This window comes from Ureibacillus sinduriensis BLB-1 = JCM 15800 (assembly GCF_000772955.1).
GTDB classification, from domain to species: Bacteria; Bacillota; Bacilli; order Bacillales_A; family Planococcaceae; genus Ureibacillus; species Ureibacillus sinduriensis.
In genome coordinates this window covers 684697-701935 of the sequence record NZ_JPVO01000055.1, presented here as the reverse complement: position 1 = coordinate 701935, position 17239 = coordinate 684697, and the positions used below count along the sequence as shown (strand labels likewise).

Genomic DNA, 17239 nt, shown 5'->3' with positions numbered 1-17239 from the left:
TGAAAATTTGTCTTTTTGAGCTCTTCTATCGGACAACTTTTTCTTGGCTCTGCAGAATTTGTCTTATAGAGAGCCCCTAATGGACACATTTTCCGAGTAATTTTAAAAATTGTCTCTTTGAGCTCTTCTATCGGACAACTTCTTCTTGGTTCAGCAGAATTTGTCCTTTTGAAAGCCTCTAATGGACGCATTTTCCAAGTTTGTTTAAAAATTGTCCTTTTGACTCCTTCTATCGGACAACTTCTTCTTGGTTCAGCATAATTTGTCCTTTTGAAAGCACCTAATGGACACATTTTCCAAGTTTCTTAAAAAACTGTCTTTTTGAGCCCTACTATTAGAAATTTTTTACTTATCCGGGATGAATTTGTCTTTTAGAGAGCTCCTATCGCACAAGTTCTACTAATCCCAGAAAATATCGTCTTTCAGAAACCTCCTATTGCAAAAGCCCCCCTGTCCTTCTTAAAGAGAATTTTGTTCGCTCCGGTTCTAACTGAAAAGCTTTCTTCACTTTTGAAAGTGATCTTGAACCTCAGATTAAGCACAAAAAGCGTTAATCACTGAAATGTGATTAACGCTTTTCCGGATTAAGTCCCTTAATCCACCTATGCTTGACCCGCAGAGCCTCTAATAAAAGTTCACTTGAAAAAAATCGCCTTCAAGGTATCCCGAGGTTCCCTTATCTTCCTCGATCATCCAGACTCGATTGTCCCAAAATCGTCATCGCTTTAAGAGATTCCCCACTTTCAAGTTTGAAAAGCAAACATCGGCGCTCATCAACTGTTTTAAAAAGGTAAGCCTTTCAGAAGATAACCTTTCGGGCATTCTTCTACAACTTCTACCGTCTATTTTAGCACATACGCCTTGTTTCTAGATTACGGGGCTATGGTAGTTGCAATTTTGATTGGATGTTTAAAGTACTTGAGAGATTCGATAGGATAAAACTTGCACGAAATAACAATACTAAATCTATATCAATCACTCGGGGGTGAGGTAGGTTGCAGATTTTAACGATAAAAGAATTGGCTTTCATAGAAGATGAAATTCGTGCAGAAGAGATAACAGCAAAAACGATGAATTGGTGTGCCTCACAATGCGAAGACGAGGGATTAAAAAAAACACTCGAGGAAATGGCTGAAAAACACCAACTGAAAATTGCAGAACTTTCCCAATACTTTAATCGGTCAAAGAACATTCAATAATTAGCAAGGGATGATTTTATGCCAAATAATATTGCAGGACGCGGATTAACTGACCGCGAAATGCTTCAGCTTTGTTTAGAATTAGAAAAAGGCCGTTGTCGCAGCATAAGCAATACCTTATTGGAAACTACACATCAGCAACTCCGTGAAATTTATGAACATTGTTTTGAAAACGCAAGTTCAAACCAGTTCAAGCTTTTTGAGATTATGAATAGTAAAGGCTGGTACAAGACCGAGCTTGCATCCAAAGAACAAATCAGCAATGTACAAGCACTGATGCAAAACAACCTGCATCCGGACAATCAATTTTAATAAAATTCTGCGGCTTGACTTGTTTTCCCTCAGCCACTAAAAAAGTGTGAAGGACACAGATACAATTCCATGGTTGTGTCCTTCATCACAGTCTTTAACCAAAAATCGTTCAATCGTTACTGTGACTCAGCTATTTTCCATATGCTTGTGGGAGCCATCACAGTTCGGCATTCTTTTAGAGAAGCCGCAAGTGCAATCCTTTAACCCCTTCCCATTCAGAATCCTTTCCACGCAATTTTCAATCCGTGAGGTTTTGGTTTTGGATTGTTTGGGTGTAGAAAAATGATGAATGTATGCTTTTTGTCTACCAGGAGTCAATGCTTCAAAAGCGGATTTTAGTTCTGGCAATTCCTCAAATTTCAACTCGAGCTCTTTTGGAATAGTAAATTCCGTTTCCTTTTTGTACTTAACATCCAAGCCAGCCTTTTCAACTTCGATGGCATTATTTATATAGTCTTTTAGAACAGGTTCAAGTTCCATGATTTCTTCGATATGAGTAAAACGTATTTGACGCGCCGCCTGTACATTCTCCGTTTGCTGGATGAGCAAACCATGAGGATCCTTTAACAGGGCACCTTTGTGAAAAAGAAGCGCACAATAATCTTTAAATCCATGGATTAATACAATGTTTTTATTTCCAAATGTATAACACGGATGCATCCACTTAAAATCCTCGGTTAGCTCGCAGTCCAGAACAATCTCTCTTAGTTTTTCAAATTCCTCTTTCCACTTTTTCGTTTTATTCAAAAATTCGTCAACCTTGGGATTCAAGCTATTAATTGTCATCAAGGAATTCTCCTCTTTATTTGATTAGTTTTCAAGTATTCCACCATCTTATAACATTTAATTTTAGGACACTAATCGGTATGTTGTAAAGTAGATCCTTCATTGAAACTAGCATTGGAACATCGGGGACTCCATATAATTTTGATTCACTTAATGTTATAGTTAAAGCAGAAATGAAAGAGATTTTATATAGTCCCACCAATTACATAGAGGAGATCATGAAATGAAAATTGAATCACCTAAAATACCTGCTGATTTATCGAGTCGAAATTTTCATGATATTTTGCATGAGGACTATCCGGAATTAGAATTGTGTGAAATACAGCAGGCAAATTTTGAAAATGAAGCGCTGCACCGAGGTAGATTATCACAAATGACGCTTAAAAATTGCCGATTTAACCATACTGACTTTGAAAATATTGATTTAACCGATATCTATTTTGAAAAATGTGATTTTTCCAATGCCAATTTAAGTAAATCCTCCATTCACCGAGCAAGATTTGTAGATTGCAAGCTTTTAGGCGTTAATTTGACTGATTCCCGTTTAGGAAATGTCCGGTTCGAGGATTCGGTTTTAAATCTTTCGATGTTCGGAAACTCAAAACTTGAAAAAGTGATTTTTCACCATTCATTATTGAAAAATACTGATTTCTACGATTGTAAACTGAAAAATATCGAATTCCAAAACTGCAATATTGATGGGGCAAATTTTGAAGAAACATCCTTAAAAGGCATCGATCTCAGTACTTCCTTATTCGAAGAGTTGAATGTTTCATTACCAAATTTAAAAGGCTGCAAAGTGTCATCAAACCAGGCGATTCAATTCGTAACACTGCTAGGACTTGTTATTAAAGACTAGAAAGCGATCTATCAAAAATGAAGAGCCTGCCTAGGTAAAAGTCAAAAGCACCACACCCAAGAGCAAAATGGTGCTTTTATGACTATCTTAAATTGCTTTCCATTGCAGAAGCACTTTCCGAAATACTGCTACAGCCTGCACTTATCCCTATTGTTAAATCACAGGAGTCCCCTTTCCAATGGCAACTTACTCAAAAAAGCGCCGACCCTTTTGGGATCAACGCTTAGCAACTAGGTATTTAAGTTAGTTTTGGATATATTTTTGGAATACGTCCGAGAAATCTTTCTTCTCGTTCTGATCGTATGTTTGCTTTAACCAAGAATTGGCAAGGTTCACAATTTTGTTGAATTCAAGATTTGTTGGCGAGTCCGTATTTCTCGCACCGTAATTCACATCACGCGCAATTAATACTGCTTCTTTTGCGAATCCATTTAATCGGGCGTTCTTTTCCTGGATTTGCGAAATGGCTAACAACGACTTGTAAAGGTCCGCAATTTCAACACCAAATTTCTTGGCAATATCGATGGAAAACGAATTATGTCCGATATTAAACTTGATTTCTATATCCAGATCGATTGTACCAGCTGTTTCCAGCATTACATTCTCGATGTGGTGCTTGTAATAGTCATAACGTTTTAATACCCGTTTTTTACTTAAAGCAGAATCACCATCTAAATGCAATAAAGCCAGGTTTGTAAAACAATATTCGTCAGATTTGGACTTGATTAAAAAGAATATCTTCTCCCCGTCCTCTGTTAAAATGAAATCATCGGATTCTGTTTTATTATAATCCTCAGGCTTGATAACCTGACCGATATCGCTCAGACCTAATGCATCTCCGACTGCATTCCCTACTAAATTTTTAAACATCCAAATGGCCCCTTTCACTACTGAACATCTACAATAAGCATAAATTGAAAATCTACAACTAGCAAGAAGGACTTTACAACTAATTTACAATTCTACCCAATTACTTTGGAATCTCCCTTTTGACCGATCTTTTACAACCTTGATTGATTTTCGTGTAAATCTCACAAACGGCGCCATTTCCTTCGGGATTATTGACCTGCTTTATTTTGATTTCCAGCCACCCAACTTTCCTTCAGTAATAATACACCGACTAACCCTACGATAGAGAATAGTACTGGTGTTATAAAACCGTAAAAATAGCCATCCACAATATTCCCTGAAGCGCCTTGGAATAGATCCAGCACTTTCCCGAAAATGCTTGGCAGCAGGACCGCACTAAGAAAGCCGCCGGTGTTTGCAAAACCGGATACAAGGCCAGATTCTTTATGGGGAAAGGAAAGACGAACCGCCGAGAAGGTCAATGAATTTGAACCAAATCCAAACCCGATAATAAAGAAAAGAATGATTAGTAAGACGTATGGAGGTTGACCTTTAAATAATAAAAAGGCGGACCAACAAATCAGTATAATTATGTGGAACACTACATATGGAATTTTGATTTTTTCCAATCTGCTGGACACCCAGCCTATCAGGGGCGCCCCTATCAACGCCCCTATCAAACTAATCATTATGAGTTGACTGGCATCAAGGCGTGTCATTCCATATAGATTCATCCCATAAGGCACTGCCCATGACCCGATAAATCCAATATACCCCCCACTACTCCGAAATGACACATAAATAACGCCCATGCCTGCCTGCTTGAAAATATTCTTCGCAGTAGGTCCATCGTTTTTTCATTATGAGTTTCTTGTTTTTCAAAAAATGCCTGTTTTGGTTTTTTCACGAGGAAAAGATAAAGAAAAATTGCGATGAAACATAATAAAATACCGATTGATAGAAAGGACGCCCTCCAACCATGCAGATCAACGAATGCCGAAAATGGCACCGTTGCCAACAGAAACCCAAGGCTTCCAGTCATTCCTGCTACTCCGATTAATCGGGAGAACTCCTTTGCATTAAACCATTGACTTAAAATTAATACTAAACTTACCCAAATGGTTGCATCCCCTACACCCGTGAAAATTCTTGCCAAGAATAGGACTACCTCATGTGTACCAAGACTATATGCGATCGTACCAATGCCTGTAAGCATTGCCCCGGTTATCAGGAAGAAATTAGGCCCGTAGCGATCAACGAAAATCCCCATCGGAATCTGCAAACTGGTATAGACGAAAAATTGTATACTTGAAAGTAAACCAATTGTTGTAGCTGTCACATTAAAATCATTCATTAATTGGTCCGTTATTAATCCCGGCGCTGTACGTTGACTGGCCATTATTAAATAAGCAAAAATGACTGAAGCAAAGATAACCCAGCGGAATCTGCTATTTTTTTTGTCCAATGATTCCTCTCCTGTTAGTTTTTTCTATATATATATGATGTAACTTATACGGGGGAACCCAATAGCCTTTAAATAGATGCAATCACTTACTAGACCATTTCCTCCAGCCAGAAGATAATGCTCTTGTATGACGTGTTCAAATTCCATATTTAGTTTCTTACACAATCTTTTTTGCTCCTACAAAACCAAAAGCACAAAAAAAGCATCAATCCCTAACCGATTAATGCCTGTTTTTTCGAGGGCCTTACTTTTTATTAATTAAATGTGTTCGCTATGTCTATTAAAACTTGCACCGTATTTCCATTGTCAACATTTCTATCGAGCCCGACTATATACTGTAAGTAATTTTTTTCAAATGCCAAATAATCATACAGATTGTCTTTAAAGTAAATCCCTTTAGTTCCTCCTTGCAGCATATATTCCGTCCCTTCAAAATCCACCTTGTCTTTTCGGACTTCAATCTTGAAATTATTGCTTTTTATCTTCCTATTGACAAACCGAACTTGCAAAATTTTGTTGGAGCCATGTATTTTATCTTTATAAAGAGAAGCAAATTCATGTGTAAACGTAATATCCGGCATCAAAGAAGGTAATTTCACTCCACATTTGCAATCCATTTCAAATTCCATAACCGCCTCATTTACATTTTTATAGCCGACTCTTTTTGAATGGTCCTCATAATATGGAACTGTATGTTGCGAATTTGCCATAACCTTCCCAGCCCCGGTTCCCAAAAATAGCAAGCTGACTGAGAGAAAGCAAACCGTTAAACACTTAATCAATTGACCCACACCCTAATAACTTTTTATTACTAGCTTGCCCAACTTAGTTAATATCATCCTTAACCCTTTGGGGCACTCAATAAACAATAAGGAGGACAAGGTTTGATCCAAAATGAATCGAAACTTGTCCTCCTTTTATTTATTTCCGATAAGTGTTACATATCTAAATCCGTAAAAGCATATGGAAGAAGTTCCTTTAAAGTCAATTCTAGGATTTCTTTCTTCTCATTTGTAAGATAAACCGGCATATCAGGTAAACAAAATTCAGCCAGAACTTGTCTGCAAATGCTGCAAGGTGGAAGAAAATCTACTGTATCTCCCGCAACTGCTATCGCTTGAAAGTCTCCTTTTTTGTATCCATTTGCTACAGCAGTGAATACCGCCGTTCTTTCAGCGCAGTTTGTTGCCCCCAACGACACGTTTTCCACGTTAACACCATTCGTCACAGTACCATCTTTTAACAGTAAAGCCACCCCAACCGGGAATTTTGAGTAAGGTACATAAGCATGTCTCTTCATCTCGCGAGCGCTTTCCACTAATTGTTCTTTATTCATCGTATCCATCCCTTTCAAAGAAGAATGAACTTTCAAAAGTTCCCTAAAGACCAACCGTTCGATTGGCAGGATTATCATAATATTATTTTTTGAAACTTTTGTCAACATTAAAAACAAACACCAATTCAATTAAGTAGTGGGAAACTGGGTATTTATATGATTGTCCAATCAAAATTTAGGACATAATTATCTTGGAATCCGTTCAAACTAGTTGATTCCTGTGGAAATGGAGGATATATGCTTAAAGAATTATTCTATAGACCGTTGTATAACCCCATCTACTTTCGATATGGTTTTTTTTTCGTACTGGCTTTAAGTGTCATTTTAAATAGCTTTATTTTACATGGGGAAAGCATTTTTTATATATTGTATATATTGTCTGTAATATTCCTTGGTATCGGTTTCTATGATAAGTCTATTTGGTTTTTGACTTTACTTACTTTTTTCACGGTAACTTGCAGGTATTTGCTAATTCCAGATTCAAATTCCAACCTGGGCATTTTTTTGATCCATCTGATTACCTACCTCTTGATAACGCTTATCTCTGCTGGATTAATGAAGTATGCCCAAAAGGTGGAAGCGGATAACTTGGAACTAACAGTGGCTTTATCCAACACCTTGGATTCGAGAGATCATTACACACTGCATCATTCCGAGAACGTAGCCATATACTCCGTTCAAATAGCCGAGAAAATGAAGTTATCCAAAGTGAACTGCGAAATTATTCGTAAAGGCGCATTGCTGCATGACATCGGAAAAATTGGAATACCCGAACATATCCTTGGAAAAGAAGGAAAACTGACTGAAGATGAATATACCATTATTAAAAGCCATCCAACACTCGGACATAACATGCTAAAGCATATCGGGGATTTTCACAAAAATGGTGTTTTGGATATCGTCCTTTATCATCACGAAAGATTTGATGGAAAAGGTTATCCTTCTGGCCTTAAAGGACAGCAAATCCCCTTGTTTGCCCGAATTGTGGCCATTGCCGATACTTATGATGCCATCACGACAAAACGTGTTTACCGGGAAGGATATGATTTGGAATATGCACTGGAGGAAATTCGGAAAAATAAAGGACTTCAGTTTGATCCCGAAATTGTGGATGTGTTTTTAAGTCTATTTGAACAGGAATAAAAATTATAGGGGCTTCACTCTAGATGGTTGCTCCTTCTAATTTATATCCCTCGAAGAAGTGCCTTAAATACACTATTATTGCTGCAACATCACTATTCGGAATTGTTCCTGAAATGCGTCATAATGTAAGTTGACCGCTATTTTTGTATTTCCCTTTTTACTTGTGGGCCGATAATCAATGTAGGACATTCCCTTTGCATCCGACTCCTCTATCACTTTGGCGTCATATTGTATGTAATCAACAATTGCAGGGTTTACCACTACCATAATCGTCAAAAGATCATGTATTGGAGCTCCGGGTATTCCAGGTACTGATTTTTTGTAAAACTCATAGTAATACTTGAAAATCGGATCCATCATGAAAGCATATACGTTTTGACTATTTCTTGATATCTCATTTACCATTTCTTGCGTAAGGACAGCGGATCGGGTAACGTTCAACGGTGTTATGACGAGGTTATGTGCATACTTTAATACGAAATTAGAAGAACTTGGATCACCATAGAAATTGGCTTCCGCAAGGGCTGTTGCATTACCTGGAACAAAAAAAGCACCCCCCATCACATAAAACGAATGAACCATTTTCATCTGTTCAGCAAATAGTGTGAAGGCGGTTGCCAAAGAAGTGGAACGCCCAGTATCTACTATAATGAGTTCATTTTTATAATTTTCCATTATTGTACGGATGCTGTCAAAAGGGTAAATGTGATAATGGAAATTGCTTGGTGGCTGGATTGGGCCGATGCCATTTTGACCATGGATTTCAGGATAAAATACCGTTCCTTCTTCCTGTACTGGCATGGATGCGCCTGGAATTATGGGTATATCATTCCTGCCTGCCAGCTGCAACAAATAGGCAGCATTGGCTGTAGCTTGATCTTTTGTTACATTCCCATAACTTGTTACAAGTCCGACAAGCTCAATTTCGGGATCAAGTATGCAATACATGATGGCCAACGAATCGTCAATACCTGGGTCACAAAATAATAAAATTTTTTTTGTGATGGCTGTTCCCTCCTTACACCCCAAATATATTCCAATATTTGGATTACATTCCTAAAAAGTGAAGGAACGAAAAAAAGGCATTGACCCATTTTGGATCAACGCCTTCGTTAATGTATTACATTTTATTGTGATAATACCGGCAGCTTCAGTATCCCTCTTGGTCGCCTTCTTTAAGGGAAGCTTTCGCATGACGATCGGCTTCTTCGACTTTTTGGAAACCTTTATCCAATCTACCTGCATTTTCAATATCTCCCGAAGCCTTATATCCTCCAACTTCCGCATTGGAAGTCGTCCCGAACAGATCCATTCCGCCCAGTTCTACATTGATTCTTTGTTTGTCATTTCCTTTTTGTTTACTCACTATGATCACCTCTAAATTGTAATATACCCAAACAAGGCGATAATATAGTTTTTTTCGAATAACATTTTTTGCTTTACGATTGCTGTCTTTATTCCTTAAACTTTACTTTTCATTTTGCACTTGTGGCCACAAACATTGATGCATTTTGATTCATAAAGATGCGGTCGCCATGATGGAAAGTACGGATGTCGATTGACCTAAAACCAGTTTCAGACAATTTCATTTTTAAATCCTCATGCGAGAAACCATTATGAACTTTTGGGTGACTTATTTGATTGTTTTTGTCGAAATCAATAATGATCAACATGCCATCACTATTCAGTATATTGTATAGTTGTTGCAAAATAGTCTTCGTATCCGGAATATGCAATAGGACAAGAGATACTAAAATTATATCTGCCTTTAGTGCAGGAGTGGCTTGAGTAAAATCCGAATGAAGCACTTTTGCGTTGGTGATTCCTAATTGATTGATTTTAGCTTGTGCAACTTCAAGCATTTGTTTTGAAGAATCAACAAGCAAAACCGAGTCCACCAAATCTGTAACTTCTAAACCAACCAGACCTGTGCCACTTCCATAGTCAATTAAAGAACCGAGTCTGCTATTTTGTAATTTTTGTCTAACTTCCTTCACTATTACTTTCGCCAAATCAATCCTTTGATCTGTATCATACCTTTTTGCCATTTGTTCAAACACATTGTTTTCCATAGTTTCCCCCGATTCAAGTATCAACCAAGTTCCTTTGTAGCTAAATCAGAACGACTCTTTTCTAACCTATTACCGAATAACTTTTAAAGGTGATGCCTTCATATTACTTTATTTTCATTTTATATCCAATGTAAAGAATGATAAACCAAATAGGCGCCACAATCAGTGCGATCCGCATATCTTCTATAAACGCCATCAAGACAATGACAAAAGCCAGGAAGATTAGTGCTAAATAGGTCGTAGCCGGAAATAAGGGAACTTTAAATTTTAATTGTTCGACTTCTTTTTCCGTTTTAGATTTCCTGAATTTTAATTGGGTAAGCAGGATGATGGTCCAGCTCGTAATAACAGCAACCGTTGCGACTGCGGAAATATATAGAAAAACCTTTTCAGGAACGATATAGTTCAGCGCGACGGCCACTAGCAAAACTAGAGATGAAAATAGGATTCCACGTCTTGGACTGCCATTTTTGTATAGTTTTCCGAAGTACTTCGGGCCATTTTTTTGAAGCGATAGATTGTATAGCATCCTTCCCGAACTGAATAGTCCGCTATTGAAGGCCGATAATGCCGCCGTGATCACAACAAAGTTAATAATATGCGAAGCACCAGGAATGCCGACATTGTCAAAGATCATTACAAACGGACTGCCATCCATCCCGACTTCATTCCAAGGATATAAAATCATCATTATCCCCAATGCACCAATGTAGAAAATCAAGATTCTCCATACAACATTATTGATGGCAGACGGTATTGATTTTTGCGGATTTTTCGCCTCTCCGGCTGTAATTCCGACTAATTCCACTCCTCCAAATGAAAACATGACTAGTACCAAAGATAATAATATTCCTTCCATGCCATTCGGTATGAAACCACCATGAATCCATAGATTATCCAGCCCAATTGGCTGACCGCCATTTCCTATACCAAGAAAGATGATTCCCAATCCAAGAAGAATCATTCCGATTATAGCTACCACTTTTATCATGGCAAACCAAAATTCAAACTCGCCGAAAGCTTTGACATTTGCTAAATTTATCAAAGTCATTACAATGAGGACAACAAGCGCAGTCAACCAACCGGGAATTTCGGGGTACCAATAATTCACATAGACGCCAACCACCGTTATCTCAGCCATTCCAACGACAATCCACATAAACCAATAGGTCCATCCGGTTAAGTATCCGGCAAACGGTCCCAAATATCGATTTGCATATGTACTAAATGAACCTGACACCGGTTCTTCTACTGCCATCTCTCCAAGCGCCCTCATAATGGTAAAGATGACCAATCCTCCAATTAAATATGATAATAAAATAGATGGGCCCGCCATTTGAATGGTTGCACTGGAGCCATAAAACAGCCCGACTCCAATCGAACCTCCGAGAGCTATCAACTGTATATGCCGGTTATCGAGCCCCCGCTGAAGCTTTTTGCTTTTATCTTCCATTTGTGTTTTTCTCCCTTCAAAATCTGTTTCTCAAATCTCAACTCTATAAGAAAAAAAGTTAAAAAAAAACGCCCTTTTGGATTAACCAAAAGGACGATTCAACTCGTGTTACCACCTTATATTCATAAGCAACTTCCATTACTTACCTTAGCAAGTACAGTCAAATGACGATACTTTAGCACAAGATGACGGGTGCTTGACCGGTGTAGCCTACTAAGGATTCCCTATTCAGTACACAGCTCCAAGATGAATTCGCTATCGTTCAACATGCACCTCTCATCAACCGGTAACTTTCTGTTATGTTTACATGATTGCTACTATTTCTTTTCATAGCTTTTATTCTTATAATACGAAATGTTCAAAACAAATCTTTCGTAATGCAAATATTGATTATTTACAATTCTATCGTTTAATTTTTGTTTGTCAATTGAAATTTGAAATTTCGCCACTTTTGAAAGATTCAAGCAGCAACATCATCAAAGTTTAGCTCATGGCACGAATTTTAATATTCTTTATTGATAGATAACTCTTTTGTCCAATAATCCACTATGACATTGGCATGTTCAACCCCTGCATTCTCTTTTAAAAATGCAATAAATGCATCAAAATCAGTAGCTGCTATTTCTTTATCGTTGGCATTGAATGTCACAACAATCATTGGCTTTCCAGTCACTAAATCGTAACTAGTATCTATATATCTTGGTTCACCAAACTGTTTTTTGATATACTCCTCTATTTTAGGTTGCAGATCACTAGTTAACAGTTTTTCTTGTCTTTCTATATTGTTGGAATCTTCCATTCAATCCATGTTTTTATCGTAATATAAGGTAAAAGTTTCCCCAATTTCCTTGTTTCTTACTGTGGCCTCATGTTCAAAATAACCATAATGTTTAAAGTCAGTGGAAGATGAAATATCACGTATTTCAAATTTCTCTCCTTGAAAGTTTTCAGCTAAATATTGTTCTGTTTTTACTTGAGCTTTTTCTTGCTCATTCTTTTTAAGGTTTGAGTTGAGTTGCATTCCAAGAAGAACTAGCAAAAAAACAGAAATTAACCCGCCAAGTATGTATGATAATCTTTTCATATGCCTACCTTTCACCTAATATTTATGTTGTTGCGGCTAACGCGCCCTTTATCCAAAATAGCAGTTTCATGATATTCTCTTTCTGCCTCATACACAATAGCTATTGTATTTTATACCGAGGGGATAAAGGAGACAATCCATTATTTGAGGATTGTCCTGCTAATGAAATGTAGGGGAATAAACGTTCAAACTATCCTTTGAAAATACTAGTATACCTAAGTATCTGGAACTGTCTATGAAAATAGGCAACTACAGCAAGATGGATCAATAGTTTATAATTTATTATATTTTAAGAAATAGAGCACATCCATTGCTAGCAAAACAGTTCCTACACCTGCTGAAATCGACAAGTTTATCATAGCATTTAATTTAATCATTATTCCAATCATGTAAAAGGCTGTCACTCTTGTCAATGATAAAGAGAGAATGGCATAAATGTTCTCACCCATCAGAAATTTAAATACCTTTTCTAAAATATTATCAACTGTTAGCCAGTAAACAAGAAAAGAAATGGCTATCACAATGATTTGGTTGGTACTTATATCAAATGAAAACAGTATTTCGATAACATTTGTGGAACCTATAATAAGAAAAAGGAAAAGTGCAATGACCATGGTGATGACCAATGAGAATATTATTGCCATTACGATCAAGGTCAGAAGATTATCTTTTTTATCGTCTTTTTTATTTTCATATTGCAAAAACCAAATTAACAAGAGAAAAGCAACAAGAAAAATAACCGATAAGAACGCCAGTATTTTCAACATATTTACTCCTCAATTCTTTTGAAGCTTAACTATAGGCTATACATTAAATTACAAAGTGCCTCCCATATAGAACTACGTTTCCGAATTCGAAAAGGTTCCATATTTTCAATTTTTTCCAATATTAATGCGTAATTGAAGTAACTTGCAACAAGCCAACTTACAGACTGTATGTAATTAATTTATTTTTCTAACCCAATCAACGCGTCCTTTAATATGCTAGTTAGACACTCCTCAGCTTCATAAAAGCCAAATAATTCTTTATTCTTTTCTATTTCTTTCAAAACTTCCGATAATTTTCGAGAGGCTCCCTCGGTATCGCCTTTTAATTTAGCAAGGATGGCTTCGCTTCTTTTAAAGCTAATCGGATCTATCGGAAGCAGACATTGATGGAGTTCTTGAATAGTCGCTTCCTCAAAATCTCCGCTAACTATATAATCTATCTGTCGGATATGACTAATAAATTGCAACGACTATTTATTTTGCTTGGTGACCGGTTTTCTCTAGAACGGATCAATCAAAGTTGATGCTTTTTCATACCCTTCCCTTAATAGAGTATAATAGAATAATGTATAACTAGCAGTCACGCATATTCCTGGAAAACGTTCCATCTTACTGATATTTCGATATAATATCAAAAAGGACGATAATTAACAAATTATCGTCTCAGAGTGTAGACAAAGTCGATCTTCGACTTTGTCTACACGTTTTTTAGGCTATTTCCTTCAGTGAAAAATTACCCATACTGTCTTGAAAACGCTTGGCAGACAAGGCGGGTAGTCGAGTGAAGACCCGAATAGAACAAAACGTTAATGAGGGGACGAACGAGACAACCAACGTAGGATGAAAGCGTTTGTCAACAGTCTGGGACGATAATTAAAAAATTATCGTCTCTTAATATTTACTATTTAATAAATCGTATAAATCTCTTTTTACCGATTTGCAGAACTTCACCATTCATTACTACACGATCCAAATCATCCTCGCTTATTCTCTCTTTATTGATTTGCACACCGTTTTGCATAAGTAGACGTATAAACTCGCTTTTACTTTTTACAAATTTTCTTTCAATAAGATGGGGAATGATATCCATTATTGTTTCCGACCCGATTTCAATTAATAATTCCGGGATATCTTCCGGGATTCCTTTGTTACGAAAAGCAGTTTCGAAATATGTCATCGCCTTTTTTGTCTCTTCTTCTCCCCAGTACAAACTTGTAATGATTTTTGCCAATTTCAATTTAATATCCCGTGGATTTATGCCTGTATTAAGTTGGTGCTTTATGTTGTCAACTTTATCAGGATGTTCATCCGTTGCTAATTCAAAGTATTTGATAATTAATTGATCCGGCACTTCCATCACCTTTTTAAACATGATTTGCGAAGGTTCATCGACTCCAATGTAATTTCCAAGGCTCTTGCTCATTTTTTCCGTACCATCAAGCCCTTCAAGCAATGGCATAAAAATCGCCACCTGTTTCTCTAAGCCCCCATGTTTTTGAAGAGTCCGCCCCATCAGTACGTTAAAGGTTTGATCGGTGCCACCTAATTCTATATCTGCCTTGATTTCCACTGAATCGTATGCTTGCATCAGTGGGTAGAAAAACTCATGAATCCCGATTGGTACCTGGTTTTCGTAACGATTTTGGAAGTCATCCCGTTCCAATATTCTTGCAACCGATGTAGTTGCAGCAAGCTTTATTACTTCTTCAAAAGTCAGCCTTGATAGCCATTCACTGTTAAACCGTACAATTGTTTTGTCTGCATCCAACACTTTAAAGATTTGTTCACAGTACGTTTTTGCATTTGCCTTGACCTGTTCATCACTTAGAGCAACACGTCCCTTGGCTTTTCCGGTTGGATCACCAATCCGGCCCGTAAAATCACCAATGATAATGACAACATGATGGCCTAGATCTTGCATTTGTTTAATTTTTCTCAATACGACAGCATGACCTAAGTGTATATCCGGAGCAGATGGATCAAGCCCTAATTTTATTGTTAATGGCTTTTTGGCATTATAGGATTTTTCCAACTTTGCAAGCAATTCTTCCTGGTCTACAATTTGGTGCGTACCTTTCCTAATAATTTTCAACTGTTCTTCGGGTTTTATAAACATACTAACATCTCCTTGAAATATTATTTCTAATATTGCAAGTTCTATAAGAACTAGGCATGAAAGATAAAAAAAAACGCCCCTTTGGATTAACCAAAAGGACGATTCATCTCGTGTTACCACCTTAATTCGCAAGTAATTCACATTACCTGCCTTTGCAAGTACAGTCATCAGACGATACTTACAGCACATGATTACGGGTGCCAAACCGGTGCAGCCTACTAATCGAAATGTTCGGTACACAGCTCCAAGATGTATTCGCAACCGTTCAACATGCACCTCTCAACAACCGGTAACTTTCTGTTTGTCTACATGATTGCTACTTGTTCTTATCATTGCCTTTGTTCTTATACTCCGAAATGTGTAATACAAATCTTCGTTATGCAACTATTAATTGTTATTTATTTTATCCCTTTATTACATTTTGTCAATTAAATTTTTCTAGTCTTGTGTTTTAAAAACAATCTTGTGATAGTTGGTAACATTCGAATCCATCATCCAAGTACGAAACTCTTAAAATCTCAAACTTATCACTAATTTGCTATAAACGGCGCTTTGTGTACATACTTTTTAGTTCCAATTTGATTAATGAGAAAGGTGGCTATATCTTGGTTTGTTATTTTTGTTCCGGGCATGTTTGTAAGACTTTCTTTGATGGTGCCTATTTCGGGGCCTTCCGCTATAAACGGAAGCCTGATAAGTGTCCAATCAATATCTTTCGAACGATTAAGAGTATCCCATTCGGCTTTTTTATCCTTCATCATACCGCAATAAAGGATTTCAAACAGCTTTGCCCCAATCCTGTTTATAAAGCTTTTTCGATCACCTTCAATTGTTAGTGATCCGCCCGTGACGCCGATATATCGCGGGATTTTCAAATCAGCCATGACCTCAAGTATACTTTTCGTTACACTGCTATAAATCTGCTTTTCTTTGAGGGGCTGACCGAAAGTATTAATGACCACTTGGCAATCGTGCAGCAGGTTTTTAATATCCTCCTGATTTTCAACATTCCCTCTTACAATTTCGACCCTGGCATCCTTAAAAGTTAATTTATCCGGATTCCTAACAAACATACGTACATGATGGCCATTTTCCAGCGCTCTTTTGGCAATATGACGTCCCACCTTCCCCGTCCCGCCAATAATCGCTATTTTATATGACTGCTCCATAATAACCTCCATAAAGAATCTTTATAATATATGCTCTTATTTTTTCATGTAATTGGTTATCGTCTCACTATTCAACAATTTACGTAACGATAAAAAAGCAACCCTACTAGATGGATTGCTTTTCATCGATTATTTTATTGAAGATATATATTCACCTAAACGGTTCCACGTTTCAATGATACCTTGTTCCATGCCCATATCCAAAACGGTTTTGAGCGCTTCTGCAGAATGGTATTCCGCACGGTTAATCAGTTTCGTTTTTCCGTCAATCTCTTGAAATATTAAAGTGCTCAATGTTGAGGGCATTCCCTCAACTTCATTTCCATCGGCATCCGAAAAATAGTCGATATAAACGATTCTTTCATCTTGCACAATTTCTTGGTAGACTCCCTTTCCCCAAGATTCGAAGCCATAAAAGTCACCTAAATTCTCGTCAACACACTTCATACAGTAATGCCAGATGCCATCCACTCGAAAATCGATATGACAATGTGATAGTATCCAACCACGAGGTCCCCACCAATTTTTCAGATGTTGCTCTTCTGAAAATGCTTGAAAAAGAAGAGCCTTTGAAGCATCAAATTCACGTTCGAATACAATTACATTTCCGTCAACTGTAGAGATCAATT

Annotated in this window: 19 protein-coding genes, 1 pseudogene and 2 other annotated features; of the genes and pseudogenes, 4 read left to right on the top strand and 16 right to left on the bottom strand. The window is 37.2% G+C overall.

Going from position 1 to position 17239, the window contains the following annotated elements:
* The first annotated feature begins 995 nt into the window (after positions 1 to 995).
* Both CD33_RS19305 and CD33_RS19300 read left to right on the top strand, forming a co-directional pair.
* Entirely contained in the window at positions 996 to 1199 is a 204-nt protein-coding gene (locus CD33_RS19305; RefSeq protein ID WP_088291726.1) for a hypothetical protein, read from the top strand.
* Between the two features lie 18 nt (positions 1200 to 1217).
* The gene (locus tag CD33_RS19300; protein WP_036204034.1) at positions 1218 to 1511 is read left to right on the top strand and encodes a spore coat protein; all 294 of its coding nucleotides are present in this window, start codon (positions 1218 to 1220) and stop codon (positions 1509 to 1511) included.
* Between the two features lie 126 nt (positions 1512 to 1637).
* On the opposite strand, the gene CD33_RS19295 is transcribed toward CD33_RS19300, so the two are convergent.
* Positions 1638 to 2297: a DUF1801 domain-containing protein gene (locus CD33_RS19295; RefSeq protein ID WP_084591422.1), complete on the bottom strand. Its 660-nt coding sequence runs from the start codon at positions 2295 to 2297 to the stop codon at positions 1638 to 1640.
* A gap of 223 nt (positions 2298 to 2520) precedes the next feature.
* Between CD33_RS19295 and CD33_RS19290 the strand changes: the two genes are divergently transcribed.
* Positions 2521 to 3156, top strand: a complete 636-nt coding sequence (locus CD33_RS19290; RefSeq protein WP_036204030.1) for a pentapeptide repeat-containing protein — start codon at positions 2521 to 2523, stop codon at positions 3154 to 3156.
* 243 nt (positions 3157 to 3399) lie between these two features.
* Here CD33_RS19290 and CD33_RS19285 read toward each other — a convergent pair whose 3' ends face one another.
* From CD33_RS19285 to CD33_RS19270, 4 genes and pseudogenes are all read right to left on the bottom strand, one after another.
* A complete protein-coding gene (locus CD33_RS19285) occupies positions 3400 to 4026 on the bottom strand; it encodes a PH domain-containing protein (protein WP_036204026.1) in 627 nt (208 codons plus the stop codon).
* Between the two features lie 188 nt (positions 4027 to 4214).
* Positions 4215 to 5404 (bottom strand): annotated as a pseudogene (locus tag CD33_RS19280) (MFS transporter).
* A 320-nt stretch (positions 5405 to 5724) separates the two neighbouring features.
* Positions 5725 to 6180, bottom strand: a complete 456-nt coding sequence (locus CD33_RS19275; RefSeq protein ID WP_140422930.1) for a carbon monoxide dehydrogenase — start codon at positions 6178 to 6180, stop codon at positions 5725 to 5727.
* 227 nt (positions 6181 to 6407) lie between these two features.
* Positions 6408 to 6884 (bottom strand): cytidine deaminase, encoded by a 477-nt coding sequence (locus tag CD33_RS19270; RefSeq protein ID WP_508144804.1) that lies wholly within the window; start codon positions 6882 to 6884, stop codon positions 6408 to 6410.
* 159 nt (positions 6885 to 7043) lie between these two features.
* Here CD33_RS19270 and CD33_RS19265 point away from each other — a divergent pair, with 159 nt between their 5' ends.
* Complete coding sequence (locus CD33_RS19265; RefSeq protein ID WP_036204020.1) at positions 7044 to 7949, top strand: HD-GYP domain-containing protein; 906 nt, start codon at positions 7044 to 7046, stop codon at positions 7947 to 7949.
* A gap of 75 nt (positions 7950 to 8024) precedes the next feature.
* Here CD33_RS19265 and CD33_RS19260 read toward each other — a convergent pair whose 3' ends face one another.
* The 11 genes from CD33_RS19260 to CD33_RS19210 form a co-directional block, all read right to left on the bottom strand.
* On the bottom strand, positions 8025 to 8978 hold the full coding sequence (locus CD33_RS19260) for a nucleoside hydrolase (protein WP_235863148.1): 954 nt from the start codon (positions 8976 to 8978) through the stop codon (positions 8025 to 8027).
* A gap of 121 nt (positions 8979 to 9099) precedes the next feature.
* Complete coding sequence (locus CD33_RS19255; RefSeq protein WP_036204015.1) at positions 9100 to 9315, bottom strand: hypothetical protein; 216 nt, start codon at positions 9313 to 9315, stop codon at positions 9100 to 9102.
* A gap of 109 nt (positions 9316 to 9424) precedes the next feature.
* Positions 9425 to 10021 carry a class I SAM-dependent DNA methyltransferase gene (locus CD33_RS19250; RefSeq protein ID WP_036204011.1) on the bottom strand — a complete coding sequence of 199 codons (597 nt, stop codon included), beginning with the start codon at positions 10019 to 10021 and terminating at the stop codon, positions 9425 to 9427.
* A 103-nt stretch (positions 10022 to 10124) separates the two neighbouring features.
* Positions 10125 to 11474: an amino acid permease gene (locus tag CD33_RS19245; protein WP_036204008.1), complete on the bottom strand. Its 1350-nt coding sequence runs from the start codon at positions 11472 to 11474 to the stop codon at positions 10125 to 10127.
* Positions 11475 to 11560: 86 nt separating this feature from the next.
* Positions 11561 to 11814, bottom strand: a binding site (T-box leader).
* 162 nt (positions 11815 to 11976) lie between these two features.
* The gene (locus CD33_RS19240) at positions 11977 to 12273 is read right to left on the bottom strand and encodes a hypothetical protein (protein WP_036204007.1); all 297 of its coding nucleotides are present in this window, start codon (positions 12271 to 12273) and stop codon (positions 11977 to 11979) included.
* On the bottom strand, positions 12274 to 12558 hold the full coding sequence (locus CD33_RS19235) for a hypothetical protein (protein ID WP_036204004.1): 285 nt from the start codon (positions 12556 to 12558) through the stop codon (positions 12274 to 12276).
* Between the two features lie 272 nt (positions 12559 to 12830).
* The gene (locus tag CD33_RS19230) at positions 12831 to 13322 is read right to left on the bottom strand and encodes a hypothetical protein (RefSeq protein WP_140422929.1); all 492 of its coding nucleotides are present in this window, start codon (positions 13320 to 13322) and stop codon (positions 12831 to 12833) included.
* Between the two features lie 182 nt (positions 13323 to 13504).
* A complete protein-coding gene (locus tag CD33_RS19225; RefSeq protein ID WP_052130348.1) occupies positions 13505 to 13792 on the bottom strand; it encodes a hypothetical protein in 288 nt (95 codons plus the stop codon).
* Between the two features lie 434 nt (positions 13793 to 14226).
* Positions 14227 to 15441 carry a tyrosine--tRNA ligase gene (tyrS, locus tag CD33_RS19220; protein WP_036204000.1) on the bottom strand — a complete coding sequence of 405 codons (1215 nt, stop codon included), beginning with the start codon at positions 15439 to 15441 and terminating at the stop codon, positions 14227 to 14229.
* Between the two features lie 91 nt (positions 15442 to 15532).
* Positions 15533 to 15783, bottom strand: a binding site (T-box leader).
* Between the two features lie 188 nt (positions 15784 to 15971).
* Positions 15972 to 16610 carry an NAD(P)-dependent oxidoreductase gene (locus CD33_RS19215; protein ID WP_036203997.1) on the bottom strand — a complete coding sequence of 213 codons (639 nt, stop codon included), beginning with the start codon at positions 16608 to 16610 and terminating at the stop codon, positions 15972 to 15974.
* Between the two features lie 129 nt (positions 16611 to 16739).
* Positions 16740 to 17237, bottom strand: coding sequence for an SRPBCC domain-containing protein (locus CD33_RS19210; RefSeq protein ID WP_036203994.1), 498 nt, complete (start codon positions 17235 to 17237; stop codon positions 16740 to 16742).
* Positions 17238 to 17239 lie beyond the last annotated feature (2 nt).

What these genes read in the sequence shown, in the direction of transcription:
- CD33_RS19250 (WP_036204011.1), bottom strand. Translation starts at nt 10,021, where the DNA reads ATGGAAAACAATGTGTTTGAACAAATGGCAAAAAGGTATGATACAGAT.
- CD33_RS19215 (WP_036203997.1), bottom strand. Translation starts at nt 16,610, where the DNA reads ATGGAGCAGTCATATAAAATAGCGATTATTGGCGGGACGGGGAAGGTG.
- CD33_RS19245 (WP_036204008.1), bottom strand. Translation starts at nt 11,474, where the DNA reads ATGGAAGATAAAAGCAAAAAGCTTCAGCGGGGGCTCGATAACCGGCAT.
- CD33_RS19295 (WP_084591422.1), bottom strand. Translation starts at nt 2,297, where the DNA reads ATGACAATTAATAGCTTGAATCCCAAGGTTGACGAATTTTTGAATAAA.
- CD33_RS19235 (WP_036204004.1), bottom strand. Translation starts at nt 12,558, where the DNA reads ATGAAAAGATTATCATACATACTTGGCGGGTTAATTTCTGTTTTTTTG.
- CD33_RS19300 (WP_036204034.1), top strand. Translation starts at nt 1,218, where the DNA reads ATGCCAAATAATATTGCAGGACGCGGATTAACTGACCGCGAAATGCTT.
- CD33_RS19265 (WP_036204020.1), top strand. Translation starts at nt 7,044, where the DNA reads ATGCTTAAAGAATTATTCTATAGACCGTTGTATAACCCCATCTACTTT.
- CD33_RS19275 (WP_140422930.1), bottom strand. Translation starts at nt 6,180, where the DNA reads ATGGCAAATTCGCAACATACAGTTCCATATTATGAGGACCATTCAAAA.
- CD33_RS19285 (WP_036204026.1), bottom strand. Translation starts at nt 4,026, where the DNA reads ATGTTTAAAAATTTAGTAGGGAATGCAGTCGGAGATGCATTAGGTCTG.
- tyrS (WP_036204000.1), bottom strand. Translation starts at nt 15,441, where the DNA reads ATGTTTATAAAACCCGAAGAACAGTTGAAAATTATTAGGAAAGGTACG.
- CD33_RS19240 (WP_036204007.1), bottom strand. Translation starts at nt 12,273, where the DNA reads ATGGAAGATTCCAACAATATAGAAAGACAAGAAAAACTGTTAACTAGT.
- CD33_RS19270 (WP_508144804.1), bottom strand. Translation starts at nt 6,884, where the DNA reads ATGATAATCCTGCCAATCGAACGGTTGGTCTTTAGGGAACTTTTGAAA.
- CD33_RS19290 (WP_036204030.1), top strand. Translation starts at nt 2,521, where the DNA reads ATGAAAATTGAATCACCTAAAATACCTGCTGATTTATCGAGTCGAAAT.